Below are 26,149 nucleotides of genomic sequence, written 5' to 3'. Positions count from 1 at the left end.
CCGCGATGCCCGGATCGTAAGGGAATCCGGGCCCCCACTGCTGAGCAGACCGCTGCGAGTTCCCCGTAGCATCCGGGCCGGACTCGCAGCACCCACGCTCTCATCGTCCACAGGAATTGCCAATGTCTGATATTGCACCGCTGCAACAGGAAATCGAGCTCATCAATCCGCCCGCCCAGTTCGTGGATCAAGCGAACATTGCGGGCATGGCGGCCTATCAGGCCCACTGCGCGGCCGCAGAGGCAGACTACGAAGGCTTCTGGGCTCGGCACGCACGCGATTGCATCAGCTGGCACAAGCCGTTCACCAGGACGCTGAACGAGGATCATGCGCCGTTCTATCGCTGGTTCGAGGACGGGCAGCTCAACGTTTCGTACAACTGCCTGGACTGCAACCTGCAGCTGGGCAACGCGGACAAGACGGCGATCGTGTTTGAGGCCGACGATGGACTGGTCACGCGGATCACGTATGCGCAGCTGCATGCGAAGGTCTGCCAGCTGGCCAACGGCTTGCGTGCCATGGGGGTCGCCAAAGGCGACCGGGTCGTCATTTACATGCCAATGTCCATCGAGGGCATTGCCGCGATGCAGGCGTGCGCGCGCATCGGAGCGGTGCATTCCGTCGTCTTCGCTGGATTCTCCGCGAAGTCGCTGCGCGAGCGGATCATCGATGCCGGCGCGGTGGCCGTGATCACCGCCGACGAGCAGGTACGAGGCGGCAAGTCCCTGCCGCTGAAGTCCATTGCCGATGAAGCGCTCGCGCCGGGCGGTTGCGAAACGGTGAGGCACGTTGTCGTTCACCGGCGTACTGGTGCCAGCATTCCGCTGGTTGCGGGACGCGACCTATGGCTGGATGCGGTGATGGCCGCCCAGCCCGCAGCCTGCGAGCCGGAGTGGGTCGGGGCCGAGCATCCGCTGTTCATCTTGTATACCTCTGGCTCCACCGGGAAGCCCAAGGGAGTGCAGCATGCATCCGGTGGCTACCTGTTGTGGGCGGCGTTGACGATGAAGTGGACCTTCGACATCAAGCCTCACGACATATTCTGGTGTACGGCGGACATCGGGTGGGTGACCGGCCATACTTACATCGCCTACGGCCCTCTCGCCGCAGGAGCAACCCAGATCGTGTTCGAAGGGGTACCAACCTATCCCAACGCCGGCCGCTTCTGGGACATGGTGCGCAAGCATCAGGCAACGATCTTCTATACGGCACCGACGGCAATCCGTTCCCTGATCAAGGCCAGCGGCAAGGACCCGGCAGTACACCCGGGGCGATACGACCTGTCCAGTCTGCGCCTGCTCGGCTCGGTGGGCGAGCCCATCGATCCGGACACCTGGCGGTGGTACCACCAGAACGTCGGCAACGGGAACTGTCCGATCGTGGACACCTTCTGGCAAACGGAAACGGGTGGACATATGATCAGCCCGATGCCGGGCGCAATGCCATTGCAACCCGGCTCATGCACGTTGCCGTTGCCAGGGATCATGGCCGCGGTGGTGGATGAGACCGGCAACGAACTGCCGCACGGGCAAGGCGGAATTCTGGTCATCAAGCGGCCCTGGCCATCCATGATCCGGACGATCTGGGGTGACGCTGACCGGTTCTGGAAAAGCTACTTCCCGGCAGAGCTGGGAGGAAAGCTGTATCTGGCCGGCGACGGGGCGGTGCGCCATGACAAGACCGGCTATTTCACGATTACCGGTCGCATCGATGATGTGCTGAATGTATCCGGCCATCGCATGGGCACCATGGAAATCGAGTCGGTGCTGGCGGCCCACTGCGACGTGGCCGAGGCCGCGGTGGTGGGCAAGCCGGATGACACCACCGGCGAAGCGGTCTGCGCGTTCGTGGTCCTGAAGGGCGCACGCCCGCAGGGGGAGGAAGCAGCGCAGTTCGCGAAGGTGTTGCGCGAGTGGGTTGCGCGCGAGATCAGCCCGATCGCCAAGCCAAAGGAGATCCGCTTCGCCGACAACCTGCCCAAGACCCGCTCCGGCAAGGTCATGCGCCGTCTGCTGCGAGGAATCGCGAAAGGGGAGCAGATCACGCAGGACCTCTCCACCCTGGAGGATCCCTCGATCCTGGTTCAACTCAGGCAAGCACAGTAAGTCAGCGTAACCGGCCGGCACGCGACGTATCCCTGCTTCAAGAGGCGGCCGGCCGCCGCACGATGGCCCGCGGATCCCATGCGTGACGTACCGGAAACGGTATCGAGCCCGCATGGTTGAAAACCGGCAGGAACCTGCAACAAATATCGGAAGGCAAATGAACGCGGAGAAAGGAGGGAATCTCGGGCGGGATACGGGGGGCGGCAATGTTCCCCCAATGTCCCCGAAAAGACGATGGGCGGCAATGCAGCAACGCTATCCGTCGCTGGGCGAGTTCGGCTATATCAGCATGATGCTCAGTTCATCCATGCATCCCCGGACGCAGCATCGGGTGTTGGACTGCATTGAGGAACAGCGTGTATGGGAGTGGAGGGATCCGCCCGGGATCGGCGTCACGCGCTTCGGGCGCTTCGAGCATGCCTGTTGTGTAACGTTTGCGCGCCGGGGCCGGTCCGCGATGTACTACGTCAGCCAGGATGAACGCTATCGCATGGAAGCAGCGCCGGCGTTCGTGTCCGAGTTCAATGCCGAGGCCGCATAAGCGCGCATGGACTGGCGCGGCAAGATTCAACAGCGACCGCCGCGCAAGCCGGCGGTCGCTATATGAGAGATCGCCTGTAAATCTCCGGATAGCTGCTGGTGCGCTGACTTAGCAGAGCGCCTGGCTAATGATCGCAAACTGCTGCAGCGTGCTATCCGTCTGCGGTACATCGTGGCGTGCCATGGCCACCACCGTGTCAACCTGAAGTAGTCCTGCCTCCGCTAGCCAACCTTGCAGGCCGCTCGTGCCGGTGACGTCAATGCGCACGAAGGAGCCGGCGTAGGCTCCGCACCAATAGGCGATCAGGGCTTTCGCGTGATCCGTGTCAGACGCTACCACCGGCCCGATCGCATGGCCGCGTCCGAAGCGGCGCATGATGGAGAATCCGGCGACCTTGCCATGGCGCTCAAGCACGACTGTCTCGCCAGCGGCGAGCAATGCCCTGAGGACCTCGTCGCGAGACATGCCAGTGGCGCGGTTTCCCAGCGCAATGATGGCCTCGGTATCGCCGGGGACGTACTGGCGCAGTGCTTCGCCTGGAAAGGACGGGGCGTGAACGAGGGCATTCAACGTTCCCTGGTGCTGGTGGATCGTGCCGGTCGCGATAAAGCCGAGCTGCTCGTACAGGGGCTGGCCGGCAGGCGTTGCGTTCAGCAGTGTGCAACGTTCCCCCAGGGCTTCCAGCACCAGTTTCATCAACGCTTTGCCGATGCCTTTACCCTGGTGCGCCGGGGACACGATAATCATCCCGAGCGACGCCTGCTGTCCTTGTTTCCAGCACAGGCCGGTGCCGATCACCGCACCGGCTTCTTCGGCGACGAAGCCAGTGCCAAGGCCGAGGACAAAGCTCCAGTCCTCGAGGCGATGTGGCCAGCGCATAGTCTGCGACAGCTCATAGGCTGCAGGCAGGTCCTTCTCGCTCATCGCGCGATAAGTTACTGGAACAACGGTAGCTTGGCTTGGCATGATGTCTTCCTTTCTGGCACATTGAACCGGCCGCCGTGACTTGCTACGGGCGCCATTGGCAGCATTGCCTGGCATTGTCGCGTCGGGCGGGTCTGGCGACTCAGGTAATCTTGCCATAGCTTTGGGGCCGCTTTGCGGCCTGGCAGAGATTCCGCACGATCATCTGGCTGCCGTGGCGTAACGAGGGTCTTATGCGGTTAAGCCGGAGGCAGACCGCATGAATTGCTAAGCCCATGGGCGTACCGTTGGCTTACCGTCGGCGGGTGCATCAGCGAGTACCGCGCGGTCGGCGTCCCCATAATGGGCGCATGCGAGGCTTGCAGCAACATATGCCGCCGTGCGTGGCGAATGCCATAGATTCTTTCCTTAAGCCCTACCCAAACACGATACGCCGGAAATCCGGTAGTGGTCTAATCCTACTCGGGTTGCAGGAACGAGCGACGCCGCTTTCATGGTGCTCTGACCGTGCCTGTCCACCAATTTCTTCATTCCGAGACCCTGCGCGGACAGGCTATGCAGCGCAATCTCATTGATCGCGGGAACAAGTCATGTCGAGTTTGCAGCAGCGCGCCACCCCGGCGACTTTTGTCGATCTGCGCGAGTTTGCGCGGGACCATACCCGGGGCATCCCGGTCACCGCGCGGGATGGCGAAGATGCATTCCTGTCCAGCCGCCGGCTTCTCGACTTGCCGCCGGGGCCCGTCACGGTAGGGAAGATCGCGCTCGATGCTGGTGCGGGAGCCGTTGCTGACCTGCAGGCGGACGAGTTCATTATCGTCAGCGATGGCAGCCTGACGTTGACGCAGATGGGCCAAACGGTCGTCCTCGGTTCCGGCAACAGTGCCGTCATACTGCGCGATGCGGGGTTTGCGTGGCGTGCCGAAGCGCCTGTCACCATTATTTTCATGCGCTACAACCACAGCGTCATTGGCTCGCGCGCACTGGTGCCAATCGCGCAGGTGCCGGAACTGCAACAATCCGGCACGCCACCGGCCGAGTTTCTGCTTACGCCGACGCCGGTTTGCCGCAACCATACCGATTATCGCTCCGAGGACGGGCAATTTGTCTGCGGCACCTGGGATTCGACGCCTTACCACCGCCGTGCAATGCCGTATATCCATTACGAACTGATGCACCTGTTGGACGGCAGTGTGACGTTCCAGGACGAGACTGGCCGCAGCGGCACATTTTCCGAAGGCGATATTTTCCTGGTCGAACAGCATGCGCAATGCAGTTGGGAAAGCCGGGAGCATGTAGCAAAGGTTTATGCCATCTTCCGTCCGTCCTAGCAATCGATTTCCAGTCCGTTTTTCTTCAGCGGTCCCTGCTTCACTGTGAGGCGTTTGCCCACAGGCTGCCATGCCTGTGGGCCTTTTTTCTAAAAGCGGCGCTAAGCAATGCTTTGCGGCACAGCGCTGGGGGCTGGGGGCGCTGTCGCACGTCGAAAGAGCGTCTCAGCGACAGATCGGAAACGATGGCTCTGGCAAACAGTCGTGCGGAAAGCAAGGGGCTAGGGAAATCGATTTGTCGACGTTGCCGGTTCGCAATCAGCTTGCAAGCGCGGCGCGCACGTCAGCTGCTGCAAGCACGTCATCCAGCGTCTTCTTCACGCGTGCGAACAGCAGCTCGAACTCGGCCTCGGTATATGTCAGTGCGGGGGCAAAGCCCAGGATATTGTCGGCGAAGGCCCGGAACACAATGCCGTTGCGGTAGGCTGTCGCCGCGATCCGCTCGGCCAGGCGCAGCGAAGGGTCGAAGCCGCGCTTGCTGTCCTTGTCGCTTACGAGCTCCAACGCGCCGAGCAGTCCGCGATGGCGCGAGTCACCCACCAGCGGATGGCTGCGCAACGCATCCAGGCCCGCGGCAAACGGCACTGCGCCCCGCTGACCATTGGCCAGGATGCCGCCTTCCTCATACAGGCGCAGCACCTCCAGGGCCACCGCGGCGCTGACCGGATGAGCGGAGTATGTCGCGCCATGGCCAACTGGCGACCCATCGGGAGCGCCGTCGGCAATGCCGGCATACAGTTGCTCGGATATCATCGTCGCGCCCATGGGCACGTAGCCGGCGGTGAGGCCCTTTGCGAGTGTCATGATGTCGGGGACAACCTCTTCAGCCTCGCAGGCGAACATGGGGCCGGTGCGCCCGAAGCCCGTAATGACTTCGTCGACGACAAAAAGAATGTCCAGCTCGCGCGCCGCGTCACGCATGGCCTTGAGCCAGCCCCTGGGCGGCACAATCACTCCACCCGAGCCCTGCACGGGTTCACAGAAGAAGGCGGCCACATTGTCCGCGCCGAGCTCCGCGACCTTGTTGCGCAACGCTGCTACCGAGGCGTCGATGATTCCCTTGGCATCGTCGGGGTCGCTGGCGCGATAGGGATCGGGAGAGGGAATGTAGTGCTGCGTTGGCAGGGGCAGGTCGAAGCCGCGGTGGAAGGCAGGCAGGGCGGTCAGTCCGGCACCGGTGGAAGAAGAGCCGTGATAGCCGCGCTCCAGCGCGATGAAATGCTTCTTCGTTGGCCGCCCGGTGGCATTGAAGTATTGCGTAATGAAGCGCACGGCCGTATCAACCGCTTCGGAGCCACCCAGGGTGAGATAGACGTGGTTCAATGAGCCGGGCGTGAGCTGCACAAGCTTCTCGGCGAGGCGGATGGCAGGCTCGCTGCTGAAGTGAAAGTAACCGGTCGCATAGGGCAGGCGGCGCATCTGCTCGGCGGCGGCCTGCACCACGCTTTCCTGTCCATAGCCGATATTGACGCACCAAAGGCCGGCGAACGCGTCGAGGACTTTATTGCCGTTGGCATCCGTCAACCACGCGCCGCGGCCGGAAGCCAGTACGGTAGGGCCGCGCTGCTCGTGGAGGCGCCACGGCGAGACGGGATGGATCAGATGCGCACGGTCCGCGGCGTCAAGCGAAGCGAGTTGGGGCAGGTCATTGATCAGGGTCATCGCGGTTTCCTTCGCATCCATTCGTGCGTAGCGCTGCCGGCTGGTTTGGAACAAGCTTAGCGGCGGTGGCGCGCGGTATGGTGCCGCATTGTGGGGGCGCCACGATGAACGCTGCCGTTATGCGGGGCGAGACAGCAGATTGTTTGGCGCGGGGTCCGTCAAGCGCCTGAACGACGCTGTCCCGTATTGACTGGCTGTTCTGGCGGCTGCGCCACAGCGGGAGACGGAGTGGCGCCGGCTGCATCGGGACAGCGGGGGCCGGCTTCCATTGGCGGTAGGGGCAGGGAGGCGGCCGACTCGCCGTGCGGGAAGGGCAAGGCAGCGCAGGAAGGACTGGAATGAGCGCATCACACGGCGGATGATGCCAAGTGACCTGATGCCAGGCTGCTGAAACAGGCTGGGGTTTATCCGTAGTTTGAAAGATTCGTCTGCCGGAGGTGCCAGCTTTGCAATTGGATGCGGTCGCGCAGCCCCCAACGGAAACAAATGCTGGTGCGGGTTGACTAGCATGAAGCACCTGAAGTCGATCCTGGCAGTCGTCGGTTTCGAAGAATAGAGAAATTGCGGGCCAAGCCCGAGGGTCAACAGCATTCCGCCTGGGGCACAGTCCTCGTGCCCCGGCACCAAAGGAGCAGACGATGAGCGATAGCCGTAACCAGTTGGAAAACTTTATCGGCCCCAGCGAAAGCCTTCGCATGATGGAAGCGCTCAAAGGCGGCGCCACCCGGCGCGATGTCCTGAAGATGCTGCTGGCGGGGGGCATGCAGGCCACGCTGGCCGGCGGCCTGGCCGGTGCGGCGGTCGGCGCGCATGCGCAGACGCCCAGGCGAGGCGGGCGCATCCGCGTGGCGGCAGCCACGGCTGCCGCTTCCGATACCCTCGATCCGGCCAAGCAGTCGAACCAGAACGACTACGTGCGCTGCAACATGGTGTACAACGGACTGACTTCGCTGGACCGAAGCCTGACGCCGCGGGCGGCGCTGGCGGAGACGTTCAACACCACGGACGCCAAGACCTGGGTCTTTACGCTGCGCAAGGGCGTGACCTTCCACGACGGCAAGGCGCTCTCGCCGGCCGACGTGGTGTACTCGATCATGCGCCACAAGGATCCGGCCACAGCCTCCAAGGCCAAGGTGCTGGCCGAGCAGATCGAAAGCGTGAAGGCCACCGGCCCGAACGAGGTCACGGTGGTGCTGAACAGCCCCAATGCCGATCTGCCGGTCATTCTGGGTACGTTCCATTTCCACATCGTCAAGGACGGCACCACCGACTTCAACGCCGGCATTGGCACCGGGCCTTACAAGATCAAGGAGTTCAAGCCCGGCGTGCGCACACTGGTGGTGCGCAACGACGCGTACTGGAAGCCCGGGAAGCCTTACCTCGACGAGATCGAGTTTGTCGGTATCGGCGACGAGAGTGCGCGCGTCAACGCACTGCTGTCCGGCGGCATGGACCTGGTCGCGATGATAAACCCACGCGCCGTGGCGAGGATCAAAGGGACTCCCGGCTATGCCGTCCTCACGACGCAATCGGGCCAGTACTCCGACCTGATCATGCGCAAAGATGTGGGCCCCGGCACGAACCCTGACTTTATCCTGGGCATGAAGTACTTGCTGGACCGCCAGCAGATGAAGCAAGCGATCGCGCTTGGCAATGCGGTGGTTGCCAACGACCAGCCCATCGACCCCACCAACCGCTTCTATTTCAAGGATCTGCCGCAGCGGCCGTTCGATCCCGAGAAGGCGAAGTTTCATCTGCGCAAGTCGGGCGTGACCGGCAAAGTGCCAGTGGTGACATCGCCGGCTGCCCTGTATTCGGTCGAGATGGCGCTGGTGTTGCAACAGGCAGCGCAGCGTGCGGGTCTGGAGCTCGAAGTCAAGCGCATGCCGGCAGACGGGTATTGGTCCAATCACTGGCTCAATAGCCCCGTAGGGTTCGGCAACGTGAACCCACGGCCCAGCGCCGACACCATTCTCACTCAGTTCTTCAAGTCCGACGCGCCATGGAACGAGTCCCGCTGGAAGAATCCAAAGTTCGACCAGTTGCTGCTGGCCGCGCGGGCCGAAACCGATAACGGCAAGCGCAGTCAGATGTATGCCGACATGCAGGCGATGATTCACGAGGATGCGGGCATCGGCATCCCGCTGTTCCTGGCAAGCATCGACGCCCATACGACCAAGCTCAAGGGCCTGTCGCCCATCCCGTTGGGAGGTCTGATGGGCTACTCGTTTGCCGAGCATGTGTGGCTCGATGCCTGACTGGCTTCTGTAGCGGCAGATGAGGCAAAGGCTCCCTACGCTGTAGGGAGCCGCGGGGCTTTCATGCGCGCCCAGCGAAATTGCTGTGTGCCGGGCGCCGTTCGCGGCGCCGGTGTCCTGGTTATTGCTCAGCGTTAGTGGCCAGCGCAATGGCCGCGCGCAGGATCTCCATGGCCTCCTGAGCGGTTTCCAGGCTGGTGTTCAGCGGTGCCAGCAGGCGTACGGTATTTCGATGCACGCCGCATTTGATCACGAGCAAGCCCCCTTCGCGGCAGCGGTCGATAACCGCTTGCGCGAAGGCCGCGTCAGGCTGGAACGGGTCGCCGTTCTTGACGAACTCCAATGCCAGCATGGGGCCCAGACCGCGCACGGTGCCGATGGCGGGGAACTCCCGGGCGAGCTGATCGAGCCCTGCACGCAGTGTCTCGCCTAGTCCGTGTGCCTTGGAGAGAAGCTGTTCCTCCTCAAATACGTCGAGCACGGCCAGCGCGGCGGCGCAAGCGAGCGGGTTGCCACCATAGGTCCCACCCAGGCCTCCCCCTGCCGGCGCGTCCATGATCTCGGCGCGCCCGACCACGCCGGACAGCGGCAAGCCACCGGCCAGGCTTTTCGCGACGGTGACCAGGTCCGGCTGGATGCCCGCATGCTGGTAGCCGAACGTCTTGCCGGTGCGGCCGAAGCCGGCCTGGATCTCATCCAGGATCAGCACGATGCCATGCTTTTCCGTCAGTGTGCGCAGCGCGCGCAGGAACTCGCTTCCGGCAGGGATGAAGCCTCCGTCGCCTTGCACGGGCTCTAGAATAATGGCGGCAACGCGGTCGGGCGCGATCTGCGTCGCGAACAGGTCTTCAAGGGCGCGAATCGCGTCTGCGCTGGAAAAGCCGCGGAACGCATCCGGGTACGGCGTGTGGTAAACCTCGCCGGCGAGGGGCCCGAAGTTCTGCTTGTAAGGAGCGCTGATGCCTGTGAGGGTGGTGCCGAGCAAGGTTCGTCCATGGAACCCGCCACGGAACGCGATGACCCCCGGCACATTGCGGTAGGCGCGTGCGATCTTGATCGCGTTCTCGACGGCCTCCGCGCCTGTTGTCGCGAATAGGGTCTTGTAGTGCGCCGCGCCGCCGACGAGTTTGTTCAGCCGCGCGGCCAGCTCGACATAACCGTCATAGCCAACCACCTGGAACGCCGCATGGGTAACGCGACCCAATTGCTTGCGCACCGCCTCGACAATCTTGGGGTGGTTGTGGCCGATGTTCTGCACGCCAATGCCACCCACAAAGTCGATATAACGGCGGCCTTCCACATCCCAGATGTAAGAGCCTTCGGCCCGGTCCGCGAAAACCGGATGGGCGGTGACGATGCCGTGAGGCACATGTTGCGTACGGAGCGCGATAAGGTCCTGGTTGGACTGGGTCATTGCACTACACCTCTTTTTTCAGGTTCCGCGAAGCCGGGGTCGCGGTGAGTTGTGAAGGAACTGGAGCCGGCAAGCGTTTCTGCACGGGGCGGTCCTGGCCGCCGTGCAGTCTTGTCGTTCACGCTGGCTGACGCTAATCGTGAAGACGAGTATAGGGAGGATGCCGGAGGCGCTTTGACGGATTTCGCTCCCTGTATTGGTAGCGAATCCTGTTGTAAGGAGGGGAACAGCAGTTCCTTCGTTGGCCGGATGATCGCGTCCGTCGCCGACGTTGAAATGCGGAGCGGCCGGCAAGGCCGGCCGCTCCGCATGCTGACGAGAAAAGCCTTCGCCTGACTCAGCCGCTCAGTCCAGCTGGCCCTGGCACACGTACTTGATGTGCATATACTCGTCGAGGCCGTGCCGCGAGCCTTCGCGCCCGTATCCGGAATCCTTGACGCCGCCGAAGGGGGCCGCTTCCGCGGCCAGTGCGCCTTCGTTGACGCCAACAATGCCCGTCTCCAGTGCATCAGCCAGGCGCCAGATCCTTCGAACGTCAGTTGAGTAAAAATACGCGGCGAGGCCGAACGGCGTGGCATTGGCCGCCTCAACCACATCGGCTTCGGTATGGAAGCGGGTCACGGGCGCTACGGGGCCAAAGGTTTCCTCGCAAGAGCATTGCATGGACGCATCCGCATTCACCAGCACGGTCGGCGCGTAGTAATTCGGACCGGTGCACTGCGCGTTGCGAATGCGCTGGCCGCCGACCACCACGCGGGCCCCACGGCTCAGCGCGTCCTGCACATGGCGTTCGATCTTGTCCACCGCGCGCGCGTTGATCATCGGGCCGATCTGCGCCGCCGGGTCGGTCGCGGGACCAACGACCAGCGCACCGACGCGCGCGGCAAGTTTGTCGACAAAGGCATCGTGGACCTTGTCCTGGACATAGATCCGGTTCGGAGACACGCAGGTCTGTCCGCCGTTGCGGAACTTTGCGGCCATCAGCCCGTCGACGGCCGCGTCCAGATCCGCATCGTCGAACACAATGAACGGAGCGTTGCCGCCAAGCTCCAGCGACAGCTTCTTCAGCGTATCGGCGGAGCGGCGTGCCAGGTGTTTGCCGACGGGCGTCGAGCCGGTAAAGGTAATCTTGCGCACGCGTGCATCATCCAGCCACACATCGACGACTTCGGCAGCCCGCTCGCGCGAGGCCGTGACGATGTTCAATACGCCCGGCGGCACGCCGGCCTGCTGGGCAAGCTTTACCAGTGCGAGGGAGGTCAGCGGGGTATCTTCCGCCGGCTTGCATACCACAGTGCAGCCGGCAGCCAGCGCGGGGGCAATCTTGCGTGCGATCATTGCGGCAGGGAAATTCCATGGCGTGATCGCGGCGACGACGCCAACCGGCTCGCGCAGCGCCAGCATGCGGCGGCCCTGTACCGGCGCGGCGATCACGTCGCCATCCGCTCGCGTGGCTTCTTCCGCGAACCATTCGATATAGCTGGCCGCGTACAGAACCTCGCCTTTGGCTTCCGCCAGCGGCTTGCCTTGCTCGCTGGAGATCAGCCGGCCAAGGTCTTCCTGGTGGCTGACCACGAGATCGTTCCAGCGCTTGATGATCTGCGCGCGCTGTTTGGCCGGGGTCTTGCGCCATGCGGGGAATGCGGCGTGGGCGGCGTCGACGGCGCGGAGCGCGTCGGCAGCGCCGCTATCCGGCGCGGTCGCGAAGGCTTCTTCCGTGGCGGGGTCCACCACGGACACGGTGCGGTCATCGGCCGCACTGCACCATTCGCCGCCGACAAAGTTGCGGCCGGGAAGCAGGTCTTGGTTCAGGTACAAAGGCATGAAAAGAGATCTCCGTGAGAATGAATCAGGCGGCGCTGCGTACGCCTTGTACCGCGCGCGCGCCTTCGATATGCAGGTTGACTTCGTCGATCCAGCCGCGGCGCAGCTCCGGCACGGAGCGGGCGAGCAGCGTGAAATAAGGATGATGCGGTCCGCGTTCGTAGTCCTCGTGTGCGACCTGCGTGACCTTGCGGCCGTCCTGCATCACCACGATCTCGTCGCAGATGGCGCGCACGGTATGCAGGTCATGGCTGATGAACAGATACGAGACGCCAAGTTCCTTGCGCAGTTCCGCCATCAGGTCAAGGATTGCCGCACCGACCACGGTGTCCAGTGCGGAGGTAATCTCATCGCAAAGGATCAGTTCCGGGTCGGCCGCCAGGGCGCGCGCGAGGTTCACACGCTGCTTTTGCCCGCCGGACAGGCCGCCGGGCAGGCGTTGGGCCACGCCGGACGGCAGGCGCACCAGATCAAGCAGTTGACGAATGCGGGCGCGTTGGGCTTCGCCGCGCAGTCCGTGGAAGAACTGCAACGGTCGCGCGAGGATATCCTCGATCGTGCGAGCCGGATTGAGCGCGGTATCGGCCATCTGGAATACGATCTGGATACGCCGCAGCTCTTCGCGGCTGCGCTGCGCGACGGTCGGCTTCAACGAATGGCCATTGAACGCAATGCTGCCACGGCAGGGGGCGACCAGCCCTGCAATCGCACGCGCGAGCGTGGTCTTGCCCGAACCAGACTCGCCGATGACGCCGATTGCCTGGCCGCGGTACAGCTTCAGGTCCACGCCCTCCAGGATCTTCGAGGCGGGCTGGCCGTGCGCGTCGAGCGGACCATAGCCGGCCGACAGGTCGCGTACCTCTAGCAGCAGGGGACTCTTGTCCGGATCGACGGTGGCCCCGGGGCGCTCGGCGGGCTTGGCGGCGGCGAGCAGGCAACGGGTGTAGTCGTCCGCTGGCTGGTACAGGATCTGGTCCGTCTCGCCCAGTTCGCGCATCTTGCCGTCGCGCAGCACCAGGATATGGTCCGCGACCTGGGCCACCACGGCCAGGTCATGGCTGACATAGACCGCAGTGGTACGGCGTTCCTGCACGGCGCGGCGGAATACCCGCAGCACTTCCACCTGCGTGGTGACGTCCAGGGCAGTGGTCGGCTCGTCGAGGATCACAAGATCTGGATCGGTGATCAGAGCCATCGCGGCCATAAGCCGCTGCAGCTGGCCGCCGGATACCTGGTGCGGATAACGCTCACCGATGGATTCCGGATCCGGCAGTGCCAGTTCCCGGAACAGCGCCACGGCTTTCTCTTCGGCAGCGTCGCGATCCATGAGGCGATGGATCAACGCTGGCTCGACAACCTGGTCCATGATGGTGCGGGAGGGGTTGAACGACGCTGCCGCACTTTGCGCAATGTACGTGATCTCGCGCCCGCGCAACCGGCGTTGTTCGCCCGCAGGCAGGCGAAGCACGTCATGGTGCCCGACCCGGATGTCGCCGGAAATCTCGCAGCCGTGGCGTGCATAGCCCATCAGCGCCAGCGCGGTGGTGGTCTTGCCGGAGCCGGACTCGCCGATCAGGGCGAGCACTTTGCCAGGCTCAATTTCAAAGTCGACGCGGTCGACCAGCGTCGCGGGCCCGGCGGTAACGCGGAGGTTGCTGACCTTTACAGACGTGCCCATTACTTGACTCCATTGCGTGCCGAGCGACCCGGCAGGTTGTCGATGACGAGGTTGACCGCAAGGGTCAGGCTGGCAATGGCCAGAGCCGGCGCCACCACGGCCATGCTGCCGTCGGACAGCGCGCCGATGTTCTCGCGTACCAGCGAACCCCAGTCGGCATCGGGAGGCTGGATACCCAGGCCAAGGAAGCTCAGGCTGGCGAGCAGCAGCACGACGTAGACGAAGCGCAGACCCAGGTCGGCCAGCATCGGGCCGATGATGTTGGGCAGGATTTCCTGGCGCATGATGTAGGCCGTACCTTCACCGCGGGTGCGGGCGACGGTCACGTAATCCATGGCATTGATGTTTACCGCCAGCGAACGCGCAATGCGATAGGCGCCCGGTATGTAGATGATCGCTGCCGTGATGGCAAGCATCCAGACCGACGAGCCGAAGGCCGCGACCATGATCAGTGCGAACATCTTGCTTGGAATCGCCGTGAGCGTATCGAGGCCGCGGCTCATGCAGGCATCGATCCAGCGGCCGCTGACTGTTGCCAGCAACGCCAGCGTAATGCCGATGCCGCTTGCGCACAGCGTGGATACCAGTGCCACGCATACGGTATAGCGTGCACCCAGAATCACCCGGGTCAGCATATCTCGCCCCAGGTAATCGGTGCCCAGCCAGTGCTGCGCGCTGATGGGCCCGAAGATCTGGATTTCGCCAGTGGGCGAGCCGTCAGCGTTGATCAGGATCGGGCCAAGTACGGCGGCAAGCAGCCAGCCAAGCAGAATCAGGCAGCCGATCCAGGCCGTGAAGCCCATGTAGGGCAGGCGCAAACGTCGGCAGCTTTTGCCGACGGCGCTCGCTGCGGCGGTTGCTTGCGTATTGGATGTGGTGGACATGAGTAGCGGCTCCAGCATGCGTTCAGGGCATCAGCGGTGGCGCAGACGCGGGTTAGCGACGATGCCGCATACATCGGCAAGCGTTACGAGGGTCAGGAACGCCGCGCAGAAGATCATGGCGCAAACCTGGACGACGGGCATGTCGCGCTGGGCGACACTATCCACCATCAGCTTCGCAATTCCCGGATAGTTGAAAATGGTTTCGACGATGATGACGCCGCCGAGCAGGTAGGAGAGGCTCAGCGCGACGGCATTGGCGATCGGGCCGATGGCGTTCGGCAGCGCATGGAACAGCACCATGCGGGTGGGGGATGCGCCTTTGAGCCGCACCATTTCGATGTACGGCGCATTGAGCTGATCGATCACCGCGGCCCGCGTCATGCGCAGCATTTGTGCAACGATCACACAGCAGAGGCTCAGCACCGGCATGGCCAGGGAACGCAGCACCTTGTCCCATGGTTCGTTGTTGCCGATATAGGCAAGAGCGGGCAGCCAGCGCAGCTGTACTGCAAATAGCAGGACCGCCAGGGTGGCAACTAGGAATTCCGGCACGGACACCACTGCCACAGCACCGAGGCTGACGCTGCGGTCGAACCAGGTACCACGGTAGACCGCCGCCAGGATGCCAAGACCCAGTGCCACCGGAACGGAGATCAATGCGGTCAGGCCTGCCAGCAGCAGCGAATTCGGTAGACGGCTGCCGATGGCTTCCGAAACAGGCATGCGCGTGACGAGGGACTCGCCTGCATTTCCCGTAAGCATGCCGCCCAGCCATTGGGCGTAGCGGACCGGCGCTGGCACGTTAAGGCCCATCTGTGTGCGCAGCGCGGCCAACGCTTCAGGCGTGGCGTCCTGGCCGAGTTGCTCCTGTGCGGCATCGCCGGGCAATACCGCGGTGATCGCGAAAACGATGGCCGAGACGGCCAATAATGAGATCAGCGCCAGTCCGACGCGCCGCGCCAGCAGGCGCAGGATGAACAGGTTCACGGTGTCTCCTTTCTTGGTTGATAAACAGGGCCGCTTGGAACCGCCCGTCGGACTGTGCATCCGGATCAGAGCGGTACGGTGCACCGATTTCCAAGCCCCGTGTGGACACTTCGTGCCAGGAGTCTCGATTCGGTGGAGACGGCGCTAATATATGTTCCGGTTGCTTAAAAAGTTTCCGAAGGTGTCTTTTCCGACATGGCCGCCGTGGGGGGCTGGCCTCTACGCTGCAGGCTTCATGGTGGGACTCGAAAGCGGCCGCGCGTGCTACGTTGCATCTCCCTGACATTGAAGCATGTAGGGCCAAAGGCTTTGTGGGGTATTCCGAGTCATGGCAGTCAAAGCTGCGGTTTCATGCGCGCGGTTTGGCATTGCATGCCACGTGCACTTGGGATGGGCATGTGCACTGCAGCATTCTTCGGGATTACCCTATTGTTGGCGCATTATTGGTGCGCGCTCACGCAGCAACTTTTTCCTATCCGGATCTGCCGGTTCATCGCATGATCTACGCTACTAATTCGTCCGGCGACGACCATACCGCAATGAACTCCGCCCAGCATCCAGTGCATGCCACCGAACACCTTCCCGTGATCAGACCGATGGTCCTGTCAGACTTGCCTGTCGCTCTTTCTCTTTCCGAAGCAGAGCGGTGGCCGCATCGTGCCAGTGACTGGAAGACTCTGCTCGCGATGGGCGAGGGGCGAGTGGCGGCGGTCGAGGGCGCCGTGGTTGGTGTAGGCATGCGCTGGCTCTGGGGGGAGCGCGGTGCTACCGTCGGCCTCGTCATTGTTAACCCGGCATTCCGTGAGCGGGGCATCGGGCGCAGCTTGTTGGAAGCACTGTGTGCGGGTCTGGACAGGCGCGCCGTGCTGCTTCACGCCGCCGGGATCATTCACGGCTTCTATGGAAGTATGGGGTTCGAACGGATTGGCGAAATTCACCAGTACGAGGGCAAGGCTTTGCAGGCGCCCTTGATGCCCCTGCCTGAAGACACCCGTCTGCGCCCAGGGGGACGCAATGACATGCAGTTGCTGGTCGAAATGGATGAGCGCGCAGGAGGCGTTGTCCGCGAAAAACTAATCCAGGCCTGGCTGCGCCATTCCATCGGCACCGTGGTACTGGATCATCCCGACGGTCCACAAGGTTTTGCGATTCTGCGGCGCTTCGGCCGCGGCGCGACAATCGGCCCTGTCATCGCCCCTTGCCCGATGGCGGCCAAGGCAATGATTGCGCACCTGGCGGGCCTGGTCACTGGGCGCACGCTGCGCTTGGACGTACACGCCCATGGGGAACTCGAGGAATGGCTTCCTGGTCTTGGCCTGTCCCGCGTCGCAGATGCAGCCGTTCTCTTCCGGGGCACTCCTTATTCCCCTGTCAGGCCATTCCTTTCATTTGCGCTCGCCGATAAGGCGATCGGGTAGTGTGGCGAACGAAGAAGTAGTGCGGTGCGCACATTCTCGCGGCGCGCCAAGCAACGGCTGCGCGACGTACAGGGAATTTGCCAGGCGACCCGCGAGTGTGAGCATAGGGGATTTTGACCCGCAACTCTCCCCGGGCGCGCCCCGGTTGCCCTGACCGGCGCATATGACGACAATGTGATTCAGTCACCCTGCCTTGAAAGACCATGTCCGCCCCCATCAAACTTGACCGGCTTGACCTCCGCATTCTCGCCCAGTTGCAAAAGAACGGGCGCATGACCAACGTGGATCTCGCCGACGCAGTTGGCCTGTCTGCGAGTCCCTGCCTGATACGGGTCAAGCGCCTGGAACAGGCCGGCTATATCGGCGGATACAGCGCGCAAATCCGCATGGACAAACTCGGCGACATCCTTACGGTGTTCACCGAGGTCACCCTGGAGGACCACCATCGCGAAGATTTCGCGCGCTTTGAAAAGGCCGTGTACGCGATCGACGAGATCGTCGAATGCCATCTTGTCAGCGGAGGCTATGACTACTTGCTCAAGTTCATCACCCGTGGTGTCAATCATTACCAGGAGCTGATGGAAAGTTTGCTGGAGCGCAATATCGGAATTGAAAAGTACTTCAGCTTTATCGTCATCAAGTCGCCATTCATCAAGACTCACTATCCGATTGAACGGTTGTTTCCGTTGGCAACTTGATGCACCGGGATACAGGGAGAGTGATCGACACCGGCAGATGCGGACTTCATCGCCGTTTGGAACTGCCGTGGTGTCATGCCGCATTGGCTTTTCAGGCAGCGTGTCAGATGGCTCTGATCATAGAACCCGCACTCATGCGCCGCCAATGCCGGAGTGTGGCCCTGCCCAAGCAAACACTGCGCGCGATGAATGCGCTTCAGGTAAATGTAGCGATGCGGGGTCACCCCTACCGTCAGCCGAAATACGGTGACGAAGCGCCCGACACTTAACCGGGATAGCTGCGCGAGAAATGGCAGCCGCAACGGCTCGCCGAGGTGACGATGGATGTACTTGAGCGCAGCGTCGAGACGAGGATGTGCGTGTTCGTCCAATGAGGGGGCGTGGGCGTGCATCGGGTAAGCGGCAACGGTCAGGATGATGCCATCCAGCATAAAAGCACCATTGCCGTGCAAGACGCTGATTTTGACGCCGCCGCCAAGAGCAAATTGCGAACTGTGCTGCTCGGAACGCAGAAACTGCGGTACCGGCGTGTCTGACCAGCGTGCACAGAAGGCGCCGTACCGGAGCGCTAAAGGAATTGAAAGCCAGACACTATGCACAAAATCATGCCGCAACATTTGCGTTCTTTGCTATTCGTGCCTGCTGATAGCGATAGAAAACTCGCCGCCTCACTCAAGGCAGGTGCCGATGGCCTGGTGTTTGATTTGGAAGATGCGGTCCCGGAGCATGGGAAAGACGAGGCCCGCCGGAAGCTGGCGGGCTTTCTTGCCGAGCACCGTCTTTCGACAGACGCACAAGTGCTGGTGCGGGTCAATGGGCTGGCATCCGGGCATATTCTTCACGATCTGGCCGCAGTGTTGCCGTATCAACCCGATGCGATCGTTCTTCCAAAGTGCAGGGGGGCGAAGATGTCCATCGCCTGTGCGATTTTCTTGCCGCGCTCGAGCATGTGTTGCTCAATGGCGCATGGGAGACGGGCATTGTGGCCATGGCCACGGAATCATCCGAAGGTGTGTTTGGCCTGTCTTCGTACCGGAATGCGCCGATGCGTCTGCGCGCCTTGATGTGGGGCGTCGAGGATCTGGCGGCCGATCTGGGCATTCGCTCGTCCCATCAGGGACGGGAGCTTACCTCGCCATTCTCGGTGGCACGAACGATGTGTCTGTTAGCCGCTGCGCAGGCCGGTATAGATGCCATCGATGCGGTCAGTACAAACCTGTCCCACAACTTCGAGATCGGTCACGAGGTGGCCCTTGCCCGGCGCGATGGCTTTGCCGCCAAGGCGGCAGCCCATCCGTCCCATATTGCCGCGATCAATGAAGCTTTCATGCCTCATGCGGAAGAAATACAGTGGGCGAGACACGTCATCGAAGCATTTTCAAAAGTCGGAGCCTCCGGCGTTGCCAGGCTTGGCAATGCGATGATTGACCGCCCGCATCTGCGCCTGGCCCATCGCATTCTTTGTCGAGCGGAGGGGGCGGACTGATTGCCGCGACTCGGCCTTGCCGGCATTCTCACCGATCAATATCGCGTGGTCGACATCAAGCCGATGAACGAGGAAGCGCATCGACCGGCATCGCCCAGAACAGGGTGAGGCTTGACTAACTCGAAGCGGGCGGCCAGAAGATGCGCATCCTGCACGCCATTCACCCGCTCGGCACGGCATGCTGGCGGCGTGTCATAAAACAGCAGCTTCGTGATGATCAGCCGTGCGTTTCGCGACAAGCGCATGGCGACTCTATGTTGAAATGACAGTGACCGAAAAGTTCACTCATTCGCTACCTCAGCGAGACATAGACGCGCCACTGCCATGAAACTCAATACGTACTGGATCGCTTTCCCAGTCGCGTGCACGCCCCCCGACCTGGATGATGCCATGCATCGGAAGGGCTTGTGCAAAGGACGGCTCTGATGAAACACGCCATCATTGAGCGCCTGACCAGCGCGGGTCATCTGGATCGTATCTTCATCGACGGCGCGTGGGTTCGCCCTGCAGGGCAAGCGGGGGCGGCCGTCACCGACCCGTCGACCGAAGATGTGGTTGCAGAGATCGCCTTGGGCAGCAGGCAAGACGTCGCCGCCGCCGTTGCCGCCGCCAGAGCCGCCTTTGCCGGGTGGTCCGTCAGCTCCATACAGAGCCGGACGGCTCTTCTCAACCGTGTGCACCAGCTCATACTCGAGCGGGCCGAGGTGTTCGCCGAGGCAATCTCGCTGGAGATGGGCGCTGCCATCAGCGTGGCGCGCAGTGCGCAGGTGCCGGCCGGGGCAGCGCACATCCGGGTGGCCTGCGACGTCATGAGCGGTCATCCCTTTATCTCGCATCGGGACGGCATCACGATCGCGCGTGAGGCCATCGGCGTGTGTGGCCTCATCACGCCATGGAACTGGCCGCTATATCAGATCACCGCGAAGGTAGGCCCTGCACTGGCAGCAGGATGCACCGTCGTGCTGAAGCCTAGCGAGCTGTCACCCTTCAGCGCCTTGCTGTTCGCGCAGGTGATGCAGGACGCGGGCGCTCCGCCGGGCGTGTTCAACCTCGTGAACGGGGAAGGACCGGAGGTCGGTGCCGCGCTGGCGGAGCACCCGGACGTGGACATGATTTCGATCACGGGTTCTACCCGTGCAGGTGTTCTCGTCGCGCAGGCGGCGGCCGTGACGGTCAAGCGTGTAGCGCAGGAACTGGGTGGCAAGTCCCCCAACGTCATCCTCCCGGATGCGGACCTCGCGCGAGCCGTGCCGGCGGGTGTGGCGGCGGCCTTCCGCAACGTCGGACAATCCTGCAGCGCACCCACGCGCATGATCGTGCCGCGCGATCGCCTGGCCGAAGTTGAGCAGATCGCTTGCGAGGCGGTTGCCCGCCTTGTGGTCGGCGACCCGCGCTCGGTACAAACCACGCACGGACCGGTGGCGAACGGCGCGCAGTTCAACCGTGTGCAAGAAATGATTGGCGCCGGCCTTGCCGAGGGCGCGCGGCTGGTCTGCGGCGGCCTCGGTCGGCCGCCGGGCCTGGAGCGCGGGTTCTACGTACGGCCGACAATCTTCTCGGACGTGCATCCAAAAATGCGCATCGCTCAGGAAGAGATCTTCGGGCCGGTGCTTTCGATCATTGCCTACGACAGCGTCGACGAAGCCGTGGAGATCGCCAACGACACCATTTATGGTCTGGGCGCCCATGTGCAGGGCCGAGATCTGGACGCGGCGCGAGCCGTGGCTGCGCGGATCCGCGCCGGCCAGGTGCATATCAACTATCCGGCATGGAATGCCCACGCTCCCTTCGGCGGCTATAAGCGCTCGGGGAATGGTCGCGAATACGGATTGGAAGGCCTGGAAGAGTATCTCGAAACGAAGGCCATCCTTGAACACGGCGACGAATAGCCAGCATGCAGGCCGCCATGATCTTGCCGGACGGCGGAGCGCAGAGCGTGTTGCCGGGTTCAACCTGAAACAAAACGTGCAAGACAAATAATGCGAGGAGATCCATCCATGTCCCAGCCCTTGCGTCTCATCGAGAGTACCTCATCCCTGCCGGCCCATGCCGACGCCGTAGTGATCGGCGGTGGCATCATCGGCGTTTTTGCTGCGTACTACCTGGCCCGGCGCGGCCTTTCGGTTACCGTAGTAGAAAAGGGCCGCATCGGCGCCGAACAATCGAGCCGCAACTGGGGCTGGTGCCGCCAACAGAACCGTGACGCGCGTGAATTGCCTATGGCCTCCAGAAGCCTCGAGCTATGGGAGCGGTTCGCCGAAGAAACCGGCGAGGACACGGGCTTCCACAGGTGTGGTTTGCTTTACCTCAGCAACGACGAAGACGAGATTGCACGCTGGGCCAGATGGCGAGATTTCGCCAGAACTGCCGGCGTGACAACCCACATGTTGAGCGGGCGCGAGGCCAGCGAACGGGGTCGGGATACTGGCCGCGTATGGAAGGGTGGCGTGTTCTCGCCCAGTGACGGTACGGCCGATCCAGCCAAGGCAGCTCCGTCGGTGGCTGCGGCGCTCATGAAGCTCGGTGGCACCGTGCTGCAGAATTGCGCCGCCCGGGGCATTGAGCTTGAGGGCGGCCGCGTCAGCGGCGTCGTCACCGAAGCCGGAACCATCAAGACCCGCGTCGCGGTGTTCGCCGGAGGTGCGTGGGCCTCTTCGTTCTGTCGCCAACTGGGCATTCGTTTTCCCCAAGCTACCGTTCGCCAGTCCATCGTGCGCGTGTCTGGGGTGGCCGGGCATCTCCCTGACGCCCTGCACACCGCGCGCGTGTCCATCACCCGCCGCAGCGATGGCAGCTACAACCTTGCCATCAGCGGGCGTGGACGCGTGGACCCGACGGCGCAACTGATGCGCTTCGCGCCGCAGTTCCTGCCCATGTTTGCCAAGCGCTGGCGTAACGTGTTTCCAGGCGGGTTGGAAGGGATTCGCGCAGGCCATGAAACACTCGCGCGGTGGCGGCTGGATGCACCAACCCCCATGGAGCGGATGCGAATACTCGACCCAAAGGCGGATGCGGCGGCGGTCAAGCAAACCTATCGTCGTGCTGTCGAACTGATGCCTGCACTGGGCCAGACCGGCATCGCCAGTGCCTGGGCCGGCTTTGTGGACAGCACCCCTGACGGTGTGCCGGGGATTGGCGAAGTGCCGGAGATCCCCGGTTTCATCCTGGCAGCGGGCTTCTCCGGGCATGGGTTCGGCATCGGCCCCGGAGCGGGCCACTTGATCGCAGACCTGGTGACCGGTGACGAGCCGATCTTCGATCCTGCCCCGTACAACCCGGCGCGCTTCAAGCAGTCGGCCTGGGGCAAAGTGGCCGACTTCTGAAGGTGCACTCCAGGACAGTGAACCGGCGCGGCTGATGTTCACTCAGCTGTTCCTCAATGCAGGCGCGCAGGCATGCGGATGACCATGCCTGCGCGCCTGCATTGGGACGTGCGCCTCAGTCGAGCCGATAGCCCGCCCCCAGCAGCCGCTCCAGACGCTGGGACAGTGCCATCGCGGCGGTTCGCGCAAAACCCTGCACCGCCAGCACGTGACGTCGGTAGATAACGCGGTGCACCAGCTTTGCCAGTGCGCCCCGTACCTGCCAGCCGTCGCTGCTGCCGGGCGCGAGCAGATGGCACAACGCCATGTCGTCGGCCAACGAGATGACCGAGCCCCGATCGCGAAACGTGAACCTGGCTACGGACTTGCCGGCGAGCACACGTGGCAAGGCCCGGGCCAGGTAAATGGCTTGCTGATGCGCGACCTGCGCTCGCGTGGGAAGCTCTGCCTGTTCCCCAGCCGGGCGGAAGCTCGCGCAATCACCCAAGGCATAAATATGTTTGTCCTCCAGGGTCTGGAGCGTATCTCCCACCCGAACGCGTCCGTTGCGGGTGACCTGCAGGCCGATGTTCGACAGCACAGGCGATACGGTGACGCCGGCGGTCCATACCGTCACGTCCGCGGCAATAGGGGCCGCGCCTGCAATATGCAGGGAGTCCGGGCGGACCTCGGTGACGCGCGTGTTCAGCAGGATCTGGATACCCTGAGCCTGCAACTCGGCTGTGGTCCTGTCGGCGAGGCGACGATCCATGCCCGGCAGGATGTTGCCGGAAGCCTCGACGAGCAGGACTTCGGTGCCGCGGTCCGGATCGAGCGAATGGAGGCCGTACTGGCTCAGCACGCGCGACATCTGCCGCACTTGGGCGGCCAGCTGCACCCCGGTCGCGCCCGCACCGATGATGGCGACGCTGGCCCGCGCCGGACGGTCGGCCGCTTTAGCCTGCGACGATACGCGGCGCAGCGCATCCACGATCTGGGTCCGCGCATACTCTGCGCCCGGTACGCTGTCCAATGCCAGGGCGTGCTCACTCGCCCCCGGGACACCAAAGTACTGCGTGGTACCGCCGATGGCCAGCACCAATGTGTCATAGGCCAGCGTCGTCGTGTGCGTGACGCCATCGCTTCCGGACGTTGTGATCGCTAGCGTGCGGTTGTCGCGATCCAGCGAGGTGAACTCGCCTTGTACGAAGCGGAAACCGTAGCGGCGCGCCTGGAGCGCGAAGGATGTGTGGTGGATGTACGGCTCAAGCTTTCCCGCGGCGACTTCGTGCAGCAGGGGCTTCCACAGGTGTGTCCGGTAGCGGTCCACCAGGACAATGTTCGCCAGCCCGCGATTGCCCAATTGCTTTCCCAGCCGGGCCGCCAGTTGAAGGCCGGCGGTTCCGCCGCCGGCAATGACGATCGTCTTCATTCCATCCCTCTCTGTGCGTTGGTGGTGCCACGCCGGCTCATGCCGGGGCGGCCAATGTCCTTAGGCGCGTGTAGCGCGACGTCTGGGCCAGTGCGCCTTGCGTGAATCGCATCTCGATGTCGTCGAAAGATGGCCACGACGCGGTGGGCCCGTCGGAAAGGATGGTTGCGCCATCGTCCTGGCGCCATACCTGCGCCATGTCGTCGTGCAGCCACATCGATGGCATGCCAAGCGCGGCGGTAGCACGGGCTTCACCGGCATTCGCACCGATGAACAGCGCGCGATCGGGAGGAACGTCAACGGCATGGAGCACGAGCCGCAGCAGGTCTGCATGGCCGCGGCCGTGGCCAAGCAAATCCGCCGTGGCAGTCACGGTAAAGCGATCGGTACAGGCGGGCTGGTCATAACGGTCAAGCAGGGCGCTCAGCATGCGTGACGACATCATGGTTACGATGGCAAGCCTGGCCCCGGCTTGCTCGGCTTCGCGCATCAGCTGTTCGGTTTGCCGGCGCACGGATAGTTTTGCTCCCGTGCTTGCCTGAACGAACGCCTCCTGATACGCCGCGCAGAAGTCTTCGCTGGTTTCGCCGGCAGGCGCCGCTTCCGACCGGGCCTGGGTGGCCGCTGCCAAGCCGGCCGCATGTTGCGCCTTAGTCTGGAACAGTACATGGTCGGCGGAAACAATCAGCAATTCGATCGACATGGTGAACTCCGTTGGTTTCGCAGAAGGCGAAGGGCTGGCTCGATAAGGGCTGTCGTTTGCACTGTACGCGGGAAAAATCATATTGAATAATTAAGAAACATATCCGACCGATAGGTTTTCTTCTATGAATAAGACCACCACCTTCCGGCAGCTCAATGCGATCGACGCGGTCGCGCGCCTCGGCGGCGTATCCCGGGCAGCCGAAGAATTGCACCTGACCCAGCCCACGGTTTCGCTGCAATTGCGGCTGCTCGAAGAAGCCACGGGCACGCCGCTGGTACAGCGCTCGGGCCGCGGCTTGCTGATGACGCCCGCCGGAGAGGTGATGGCAGGCTACGCCAGCCAGATACTCAAGCTATGGCGCGACGCGGTGGAGGAAGTGGCTGCCTTGCGCGGCGGCATCGCGGGGACCCTTCGCGTCGGCGCGATCACCACCGCTGAGTATTTGCTTCCCCAGATGCTGGTGGCGTTCACCCAATGCAATCCGGATGTGAAGATCGTGCTACGGGTCGGCAACCGGGAAGAGATCGTCCGCATGCTGGGAATGCACGAGATTGATCTTGCAATCATCGGCCGCCCGCCTTCCGAGCTCAGGACGAATGCGGTCGCCTTTGCCAAGCATCCGATGGCCTTCATTGCCGCACCCGACCACCCATTGATGTCACGGCGGCACAACACGCTGCGGGATCTGCTGACGGAAAACCTGCTGGTCCGCGAGCGCGGCTCAGGCACGCGCGATACCGTCGAGCGACTGTTCCGCGAGGCGGGGCTGCGCTTGCCGCATGGATCCGAGCTGTCCAGTAATGCGGCAATCAAGCGCATGGTCTCGGCGGGACTCGGCATCGCGTTTCTGTCGTTGCATGCCTGCACGCTGGAGTTTGAAGCGGGCTTGATCGATGTGCTGCCGCTGGCAGGCAATCCGCTGGAGCGCGACTGGTATGTGGCGCACCTGCCGGCTGTCCGATTGCCTCCGGTCGCGTCCGCATTCCGCGCGTTTCTGGTTGAGAACGGGCCTGAGGAGATCCATCGGCAACTCGAATCGTTCGATGGCATTCTCAAGCGGCTGCACCAGTCCGAACGTCGGCGTGCGAAGCTTAGGGGGAGCGCTCAGAAATAGGCCGGCACGATCCCGGCCCGCCTCAGCCACCGGGCACCAATCCGCTCAGATGAAGGGTGAGAAGCTGTGGCAACGCACCATCAGCGAGTCAATTTGCGAGATCGCTTTCACGATCGGATCGCGCCATGGCATCAAAACCCGCACCGTGCCGTCAGAAACTCTGGGTGCAACGGGTTGATCTGCCAGCAGGTAAGGGCAAGACGGTCGCGGCGACGAGCGTCATCGCCCGTGAATTTGATGCACCTGCCGGCGTCAAGCCAATCGAGTGGCGCGGCCTGACAAGTCGCAGCGAAGCCAGCCTCGATGATGCGATTGAGCTTATTGACTGGTGCCGCACGAGCCGTCGACGATGGGGACAATTGCGTATAGCCGCATGAGCTAGACG

At 63.0% G+C, this 26,149-nt stretch carries 22 protein-coding genes and 1 pseudogene; 12 read left to right on the top strand and 11 right to left on the bottom strand.

The annotated features are described in order from the left end of the window. The first annotated feature begins 122 nt into the window (after positions 1 to 122). Complete coding sequence (gene acs, locus E0W60_RS33415; RefSeq protein ID WP_135707041.1) at positions 123 to 2,105, top strand: acetate--CoA ligase; 1,983 nt, start codon at positions 123 to 125, stop codon at positions 2,103 to 2,105. Between the two features lie 244 nt (positions 2,106 to 2,349). Further along, complete coding sequence (locus E0W60_RS33410) at positions 2,350 to 2,646, top strand: hypothetical protein (protein WP_115706743.1); 297 nt, start codon at positions 2,350 to 2,352, stop codon at positions 2,644 to 2,646. 108 nt (positions 2,647 to 2,754) lie between these two features. Here E0W60_RS33410 and E0W60_RS33405 read toward each other — a convergent pair whose 3' ends face one another. Continuing rightward, on the bottom strand, positions 2,755 to 3,612 hold the full coding sequence (locus tag E0W60_RS33405) for a GNAT family N-acetyltransferase (protein WP_135707040.1): 858 nt from the start codon (positions 3,610 to 3,612) through the stop codon (positions 2,755 to 2,757). Positions 3,613 to 4,160: 548 nt separating this feature from the next. Between E0W60_RS33405 and E0W60_RS33400 the strand changes: the two genes are divergently transcribed. Beyond that, complete coding sequence (locus tag E0W60_RS33400) at positions 4,161 to 4,901, top strand: cupin domain-containing protein (RefSeq protein ID WP_135707039.1); 741 nt, start codon at positions 4,161 to 4,163, stop codon at positions 4,899 to 4,901. 258 nt (positions 4,902 to 5,159) lie between these two features. Here the strand turns inward: E0W60_RS33400 and E0W60_RS33395 are convergent, their stop codons facing one another. Beyond that, positions 5,160 to 6,563, bottom strand: coding sequence for an aspartate aminotransferase family protein (locus tag E0W60_RS33395; protein ID WP_135707038.1), 1,404 nt, complete (start codon positions 6,561 to 6,563; stop codon positions 5,160 to 5,162). A 638-nt stretch (positions 6,564 to 7,201) separates the two neighbouring features. Here E0W60_RS33395 and E0W60_RS33390 point away from each other — a divergent pair. Beyond that, entirely contained in the window at positions 7,202 to 8,821 is a 1,620-nt protein-coding gene (locus tag E0W60_RS33390; protein WP_135707037.1) for an ABC transporter substrate-binding protein, read from the top strand. Positions 8,822 to 8,942: 121 nt separating this feature from the next. Here E0W60_RS33390 and gabT read toward each other — a convergent pair whose 3' ends face one another. The 5 genes from gabT to E0W60_RS33365 all read right to left on the bottom strand — a co-directional run bounded on the left by gabT (position 8,943) and on the right by E0W60_RS33365 (position 15,608). After that, positions 8,943 to 10,235 (bottom strand): 4-aminobutyrate--2-oxoglutarate transaminase, encoded by a 1,293-nt coding sequence (gene gabT, locus E0W60_RS33385; protein ID WP_135707036.1) that lies wholly within the window; start codon positions 10,233 to 10,235, stop codon positions 8,943 to 8,945. Between the two features lie 345 nt (positions 10,236 to 10,580). Further along, on the bottom strand, positions 10,581 to 12,059 hold the full coding sequence (locus E0W60_RS33380) for an NAD-dependent succinate-semialdehyde dehydrogenase (RefSeq protein ID WP_135707035.1): 1,479 nt from the start codon (positions 12,057 to 12,059) through the stop codon (positions 10,581 to 10,583). Positions 12,060 to 12,084: 25 nt separating this feature from the next. Continuing rightward, positions 12,085 to 13,737: an ABC transporter ATP-binding protein gene (locus tag E0W60_RS33375; RefSeq protein WP_135707034.1), complete on the bottom strand. Its 1,653-nt coding sequence runs from the start codon at positions 13,735 to 13,737 to the stop codon at positions 12,085 to 12,087. Continuing rightward, positions 13,737 to 14,621, bottom strand: coding sequence for an ABC transporter permease (locus E0W60_RS33370; RefSeq protein WP_135707033.1), 885 nt, complete (start codon positions 14,619 to 14,621; stop codon positions 13,737 to 13,739). Before E0W60_RS33370 ends, E0W60_RS33375 begins: the two co-directional genes overlap by 1 nt. 30 nt (positions 14,622 to 14,651) lie before the next feature. Further along, positions 14,652 to 15,608 carry an ABC transporter permease gene (locus tag E0W60_RS33365; protein ID WP_135707032.1) on the bottom strand — a complete coding sequence of 319 codons (957 nt, stop codon included), beginning with the start codon at positions 15,606 to 15,608 and terminating at the stop codon, positions 14,652 to 14,654. A gap of 497 nt (positions 15,609 to 16,105) precedes the next feature. On the opposite strand from E0W60_RS33365, the gene E0W60_RS33360 reads away from it, so the two are divergent. Together E0W60_RS33360 and E0W60_RS33355 are read left to right on the top strand one after the other, a co-directional pair. After that, complete coding sequence (locus tag E0W60_RS33360; RefSeq protein ID WP_240746053.1) at positions 16,106 to 17,026, top strand: GNAT family N-acetyltransferase; 921 nt, start codon at positions 16,106 to 16,108, stop codon at positions 17,024 to 17,026. A gap of 203 nt (positions 17,027 to 17,229) precedes the next feature. Next, positions 17,230 to 17,724 carry an Lrp/AsnC family transcriptional regulator gene (locus E0W60_RS33355; RefSeq protein WP_116294987.1) on the top strand — a complete coding sequence of 165 codons (495 nt, stop codon included), beginning with the start codon at positions 17,230 to 17,232 and terminating at the stop codon, positions 17,722 to 17,724. Here the strand turns inward: E0W60_RS33355 and E0W60_RS33350 are convergent. Next, positions 17,688 to 18,341 carry a helix-turn-helix domain-containing protein gene (locus E0W60_RS33350; protein ID WP_240746052.1) on the bottom strand — a complete coding sequence of 218 codons (654 nt, stop codon included), beginning with the start codon at positions 18,339 to 18,341 and terminating at the stop codon, positions 17,688 to 17,690. The two genes, E0W60_RS33355 and E0W60_RS33350, sit on opposite strands and share 37 nt — an antisense overlap. On the opposite strand from E0W60_RS33350, the pseudogene E0W60_RS38145 reads away from it, so the two are divergent. Together E0W60_RS38145 and E0W60_RS33345 are read left to right on the top strand one after the other, a co-directional pair. After that, positions 18,318 to 18,575 (top strand): annotated as a pseudogene (locus E0W60_RS38145) (aldolase/citrate lyase family protein); the annotation flags it as partial. The gene E0W60_RS33350 and the pseudogene E0W60_RS38145 sit on opposite strands and share 24 nt — an antisense overlap. A 41-nt stretch (positions 18,576 to 18,616) precedes the next feature. Next, positions 18,617 to 19,210, top strand: coding sequence for an HpcH/HpaI aldolase/citrate lyase family protein (locus E0W60_RS33345; protein ID WP_240746051.1), 594 nt, complete (start codon positions 18,617 to 18,619; stop codon positions 19,208 to 19,210). Positions 19,211 to 19,245: 35 nt separating this feature from the next. On the opposite strand, the gene E0W60_RS33340 is transcribed toward E0W60_RS33345, so the two are convergent. Further along, positions 19,246 to 19,455: a hypothetical protein gene (locus E0W60_RS33340; RefSeq protein ID WP_135707031.1), complete on the bottom strand. Its 210-nt coding sequence runs from the start codon at positions 19,453 to 19,455 to the stop codon at positions 19,246 to 19,248. A gap of 180 nt (positions 19,456 to 19,635) precedes the next feature. On the opposite strand from E0W60_RS33340, the gene E0W60_RS33335 reads away from it, so the two are divergent. Both E0W60_RS33335 and E0W60_RS33330 read left to right on the top strand, forming a co-directional pair. After that, entirely contained in the window at positions 19,636 to 21,099 is a 1,464-nt protein-coding gene (locus tag E0W60_RS33335) for an aldehyde dehydrogenase family protein (protein ID WP_135707030.1), read from the top strand. 108 nt (positions 21,100 to 21,207) lie between these two features. Continuing rightward, on the top strand, positions 21,208 to 22,533 hold the full coding sequence (locus tag E0W60_RS33330) for an NAD(P)/FAD-dependent oxidoreductase (RefSeq protein WP_135707029.1): 1,326 nt from the start codon (positions 21,208 to 21,210) through the stop codon (positions 22,531 to 22,533). 115 nt (positions 22,534 to 22,648) lie between these two features. Here E0W60_RS33330 and E0W60_RS33325 read toward each other — a convergent pair whose 3' ends face one another. Further along, on the bottom strand, positions 22,649 to 23,944 hold the full coding sequence (locus E0W60_RS33325; RefSeq protein ID WP_135707028.1) for an NAD(P)/FAD-dependent oxidoreductase: 1,296 nt from the start codon (positions 23,942 to 23,944) through the stop codon (positions 22,649 to 22,651). 37 nt (positions 23,945 to 23,981) lie between these two features. Then, on the bottom strand, positions 23,982 to 24,647 hold the full coding sequence (locus E0W60_RS33320) for an HAD family hydrolase (protein ID WP_135707027.1): 666 nt from the start codon (positions 24,645 to 24,647) through the stop codon (positions 23,982 to 23,984). Between the two features lie 124 nt (positions 24,648 to 24,771). Between E0W60_RS33320 and E0W60_RS33315 the strand changes: the two genes are divergently transcribed. Both E0W60_RS33315 and E0W60_RS33310 read left to right on the top strand, forming a co-directional pair. Beyond that, entirely contained in the window at positions 24,772 to 25,764 is a 993-nt protein-coding gene (locus E0W60_RS33315; protein ID WP_135707026.1) for a LysR family transcriptional regulator, read from the top strand. Between the two features lie 125 nt (positions 25,765 to 25,889). Continuing rightward, positions 25,890 to 26,141 carry a hypothetical protein gene (locus tag E0W60_RS33310; RefSeq protein ID WP_135707025.1) on the top strand — a complete coding sequence of 84 codons (252 nt, stop codon included), beginning with the start codon at positions 25,890 to 25,892 and terminating at the stop codon, positions 26,139 to 26,141. The last annotated feature ends 8 nt before the right edge of the window (positions 26,142 to 26,149 follow it).

It is taken from the genome of Cupriavidus oxalaticus, from assembly GCF_004768545.1.
Lineage (GTDB): Bacteria > Pseudomonadota > Gammaproteobacteria > Burkholderiales > Burkholderiaceae > Cupriavidus > Cupriavidus oxalaticus_A.
The sequence above is the reverse complement of the archived record's forward strand: the minus strand, read 5'-3'. Positions and strand labels throughout refer to the sequence as shown.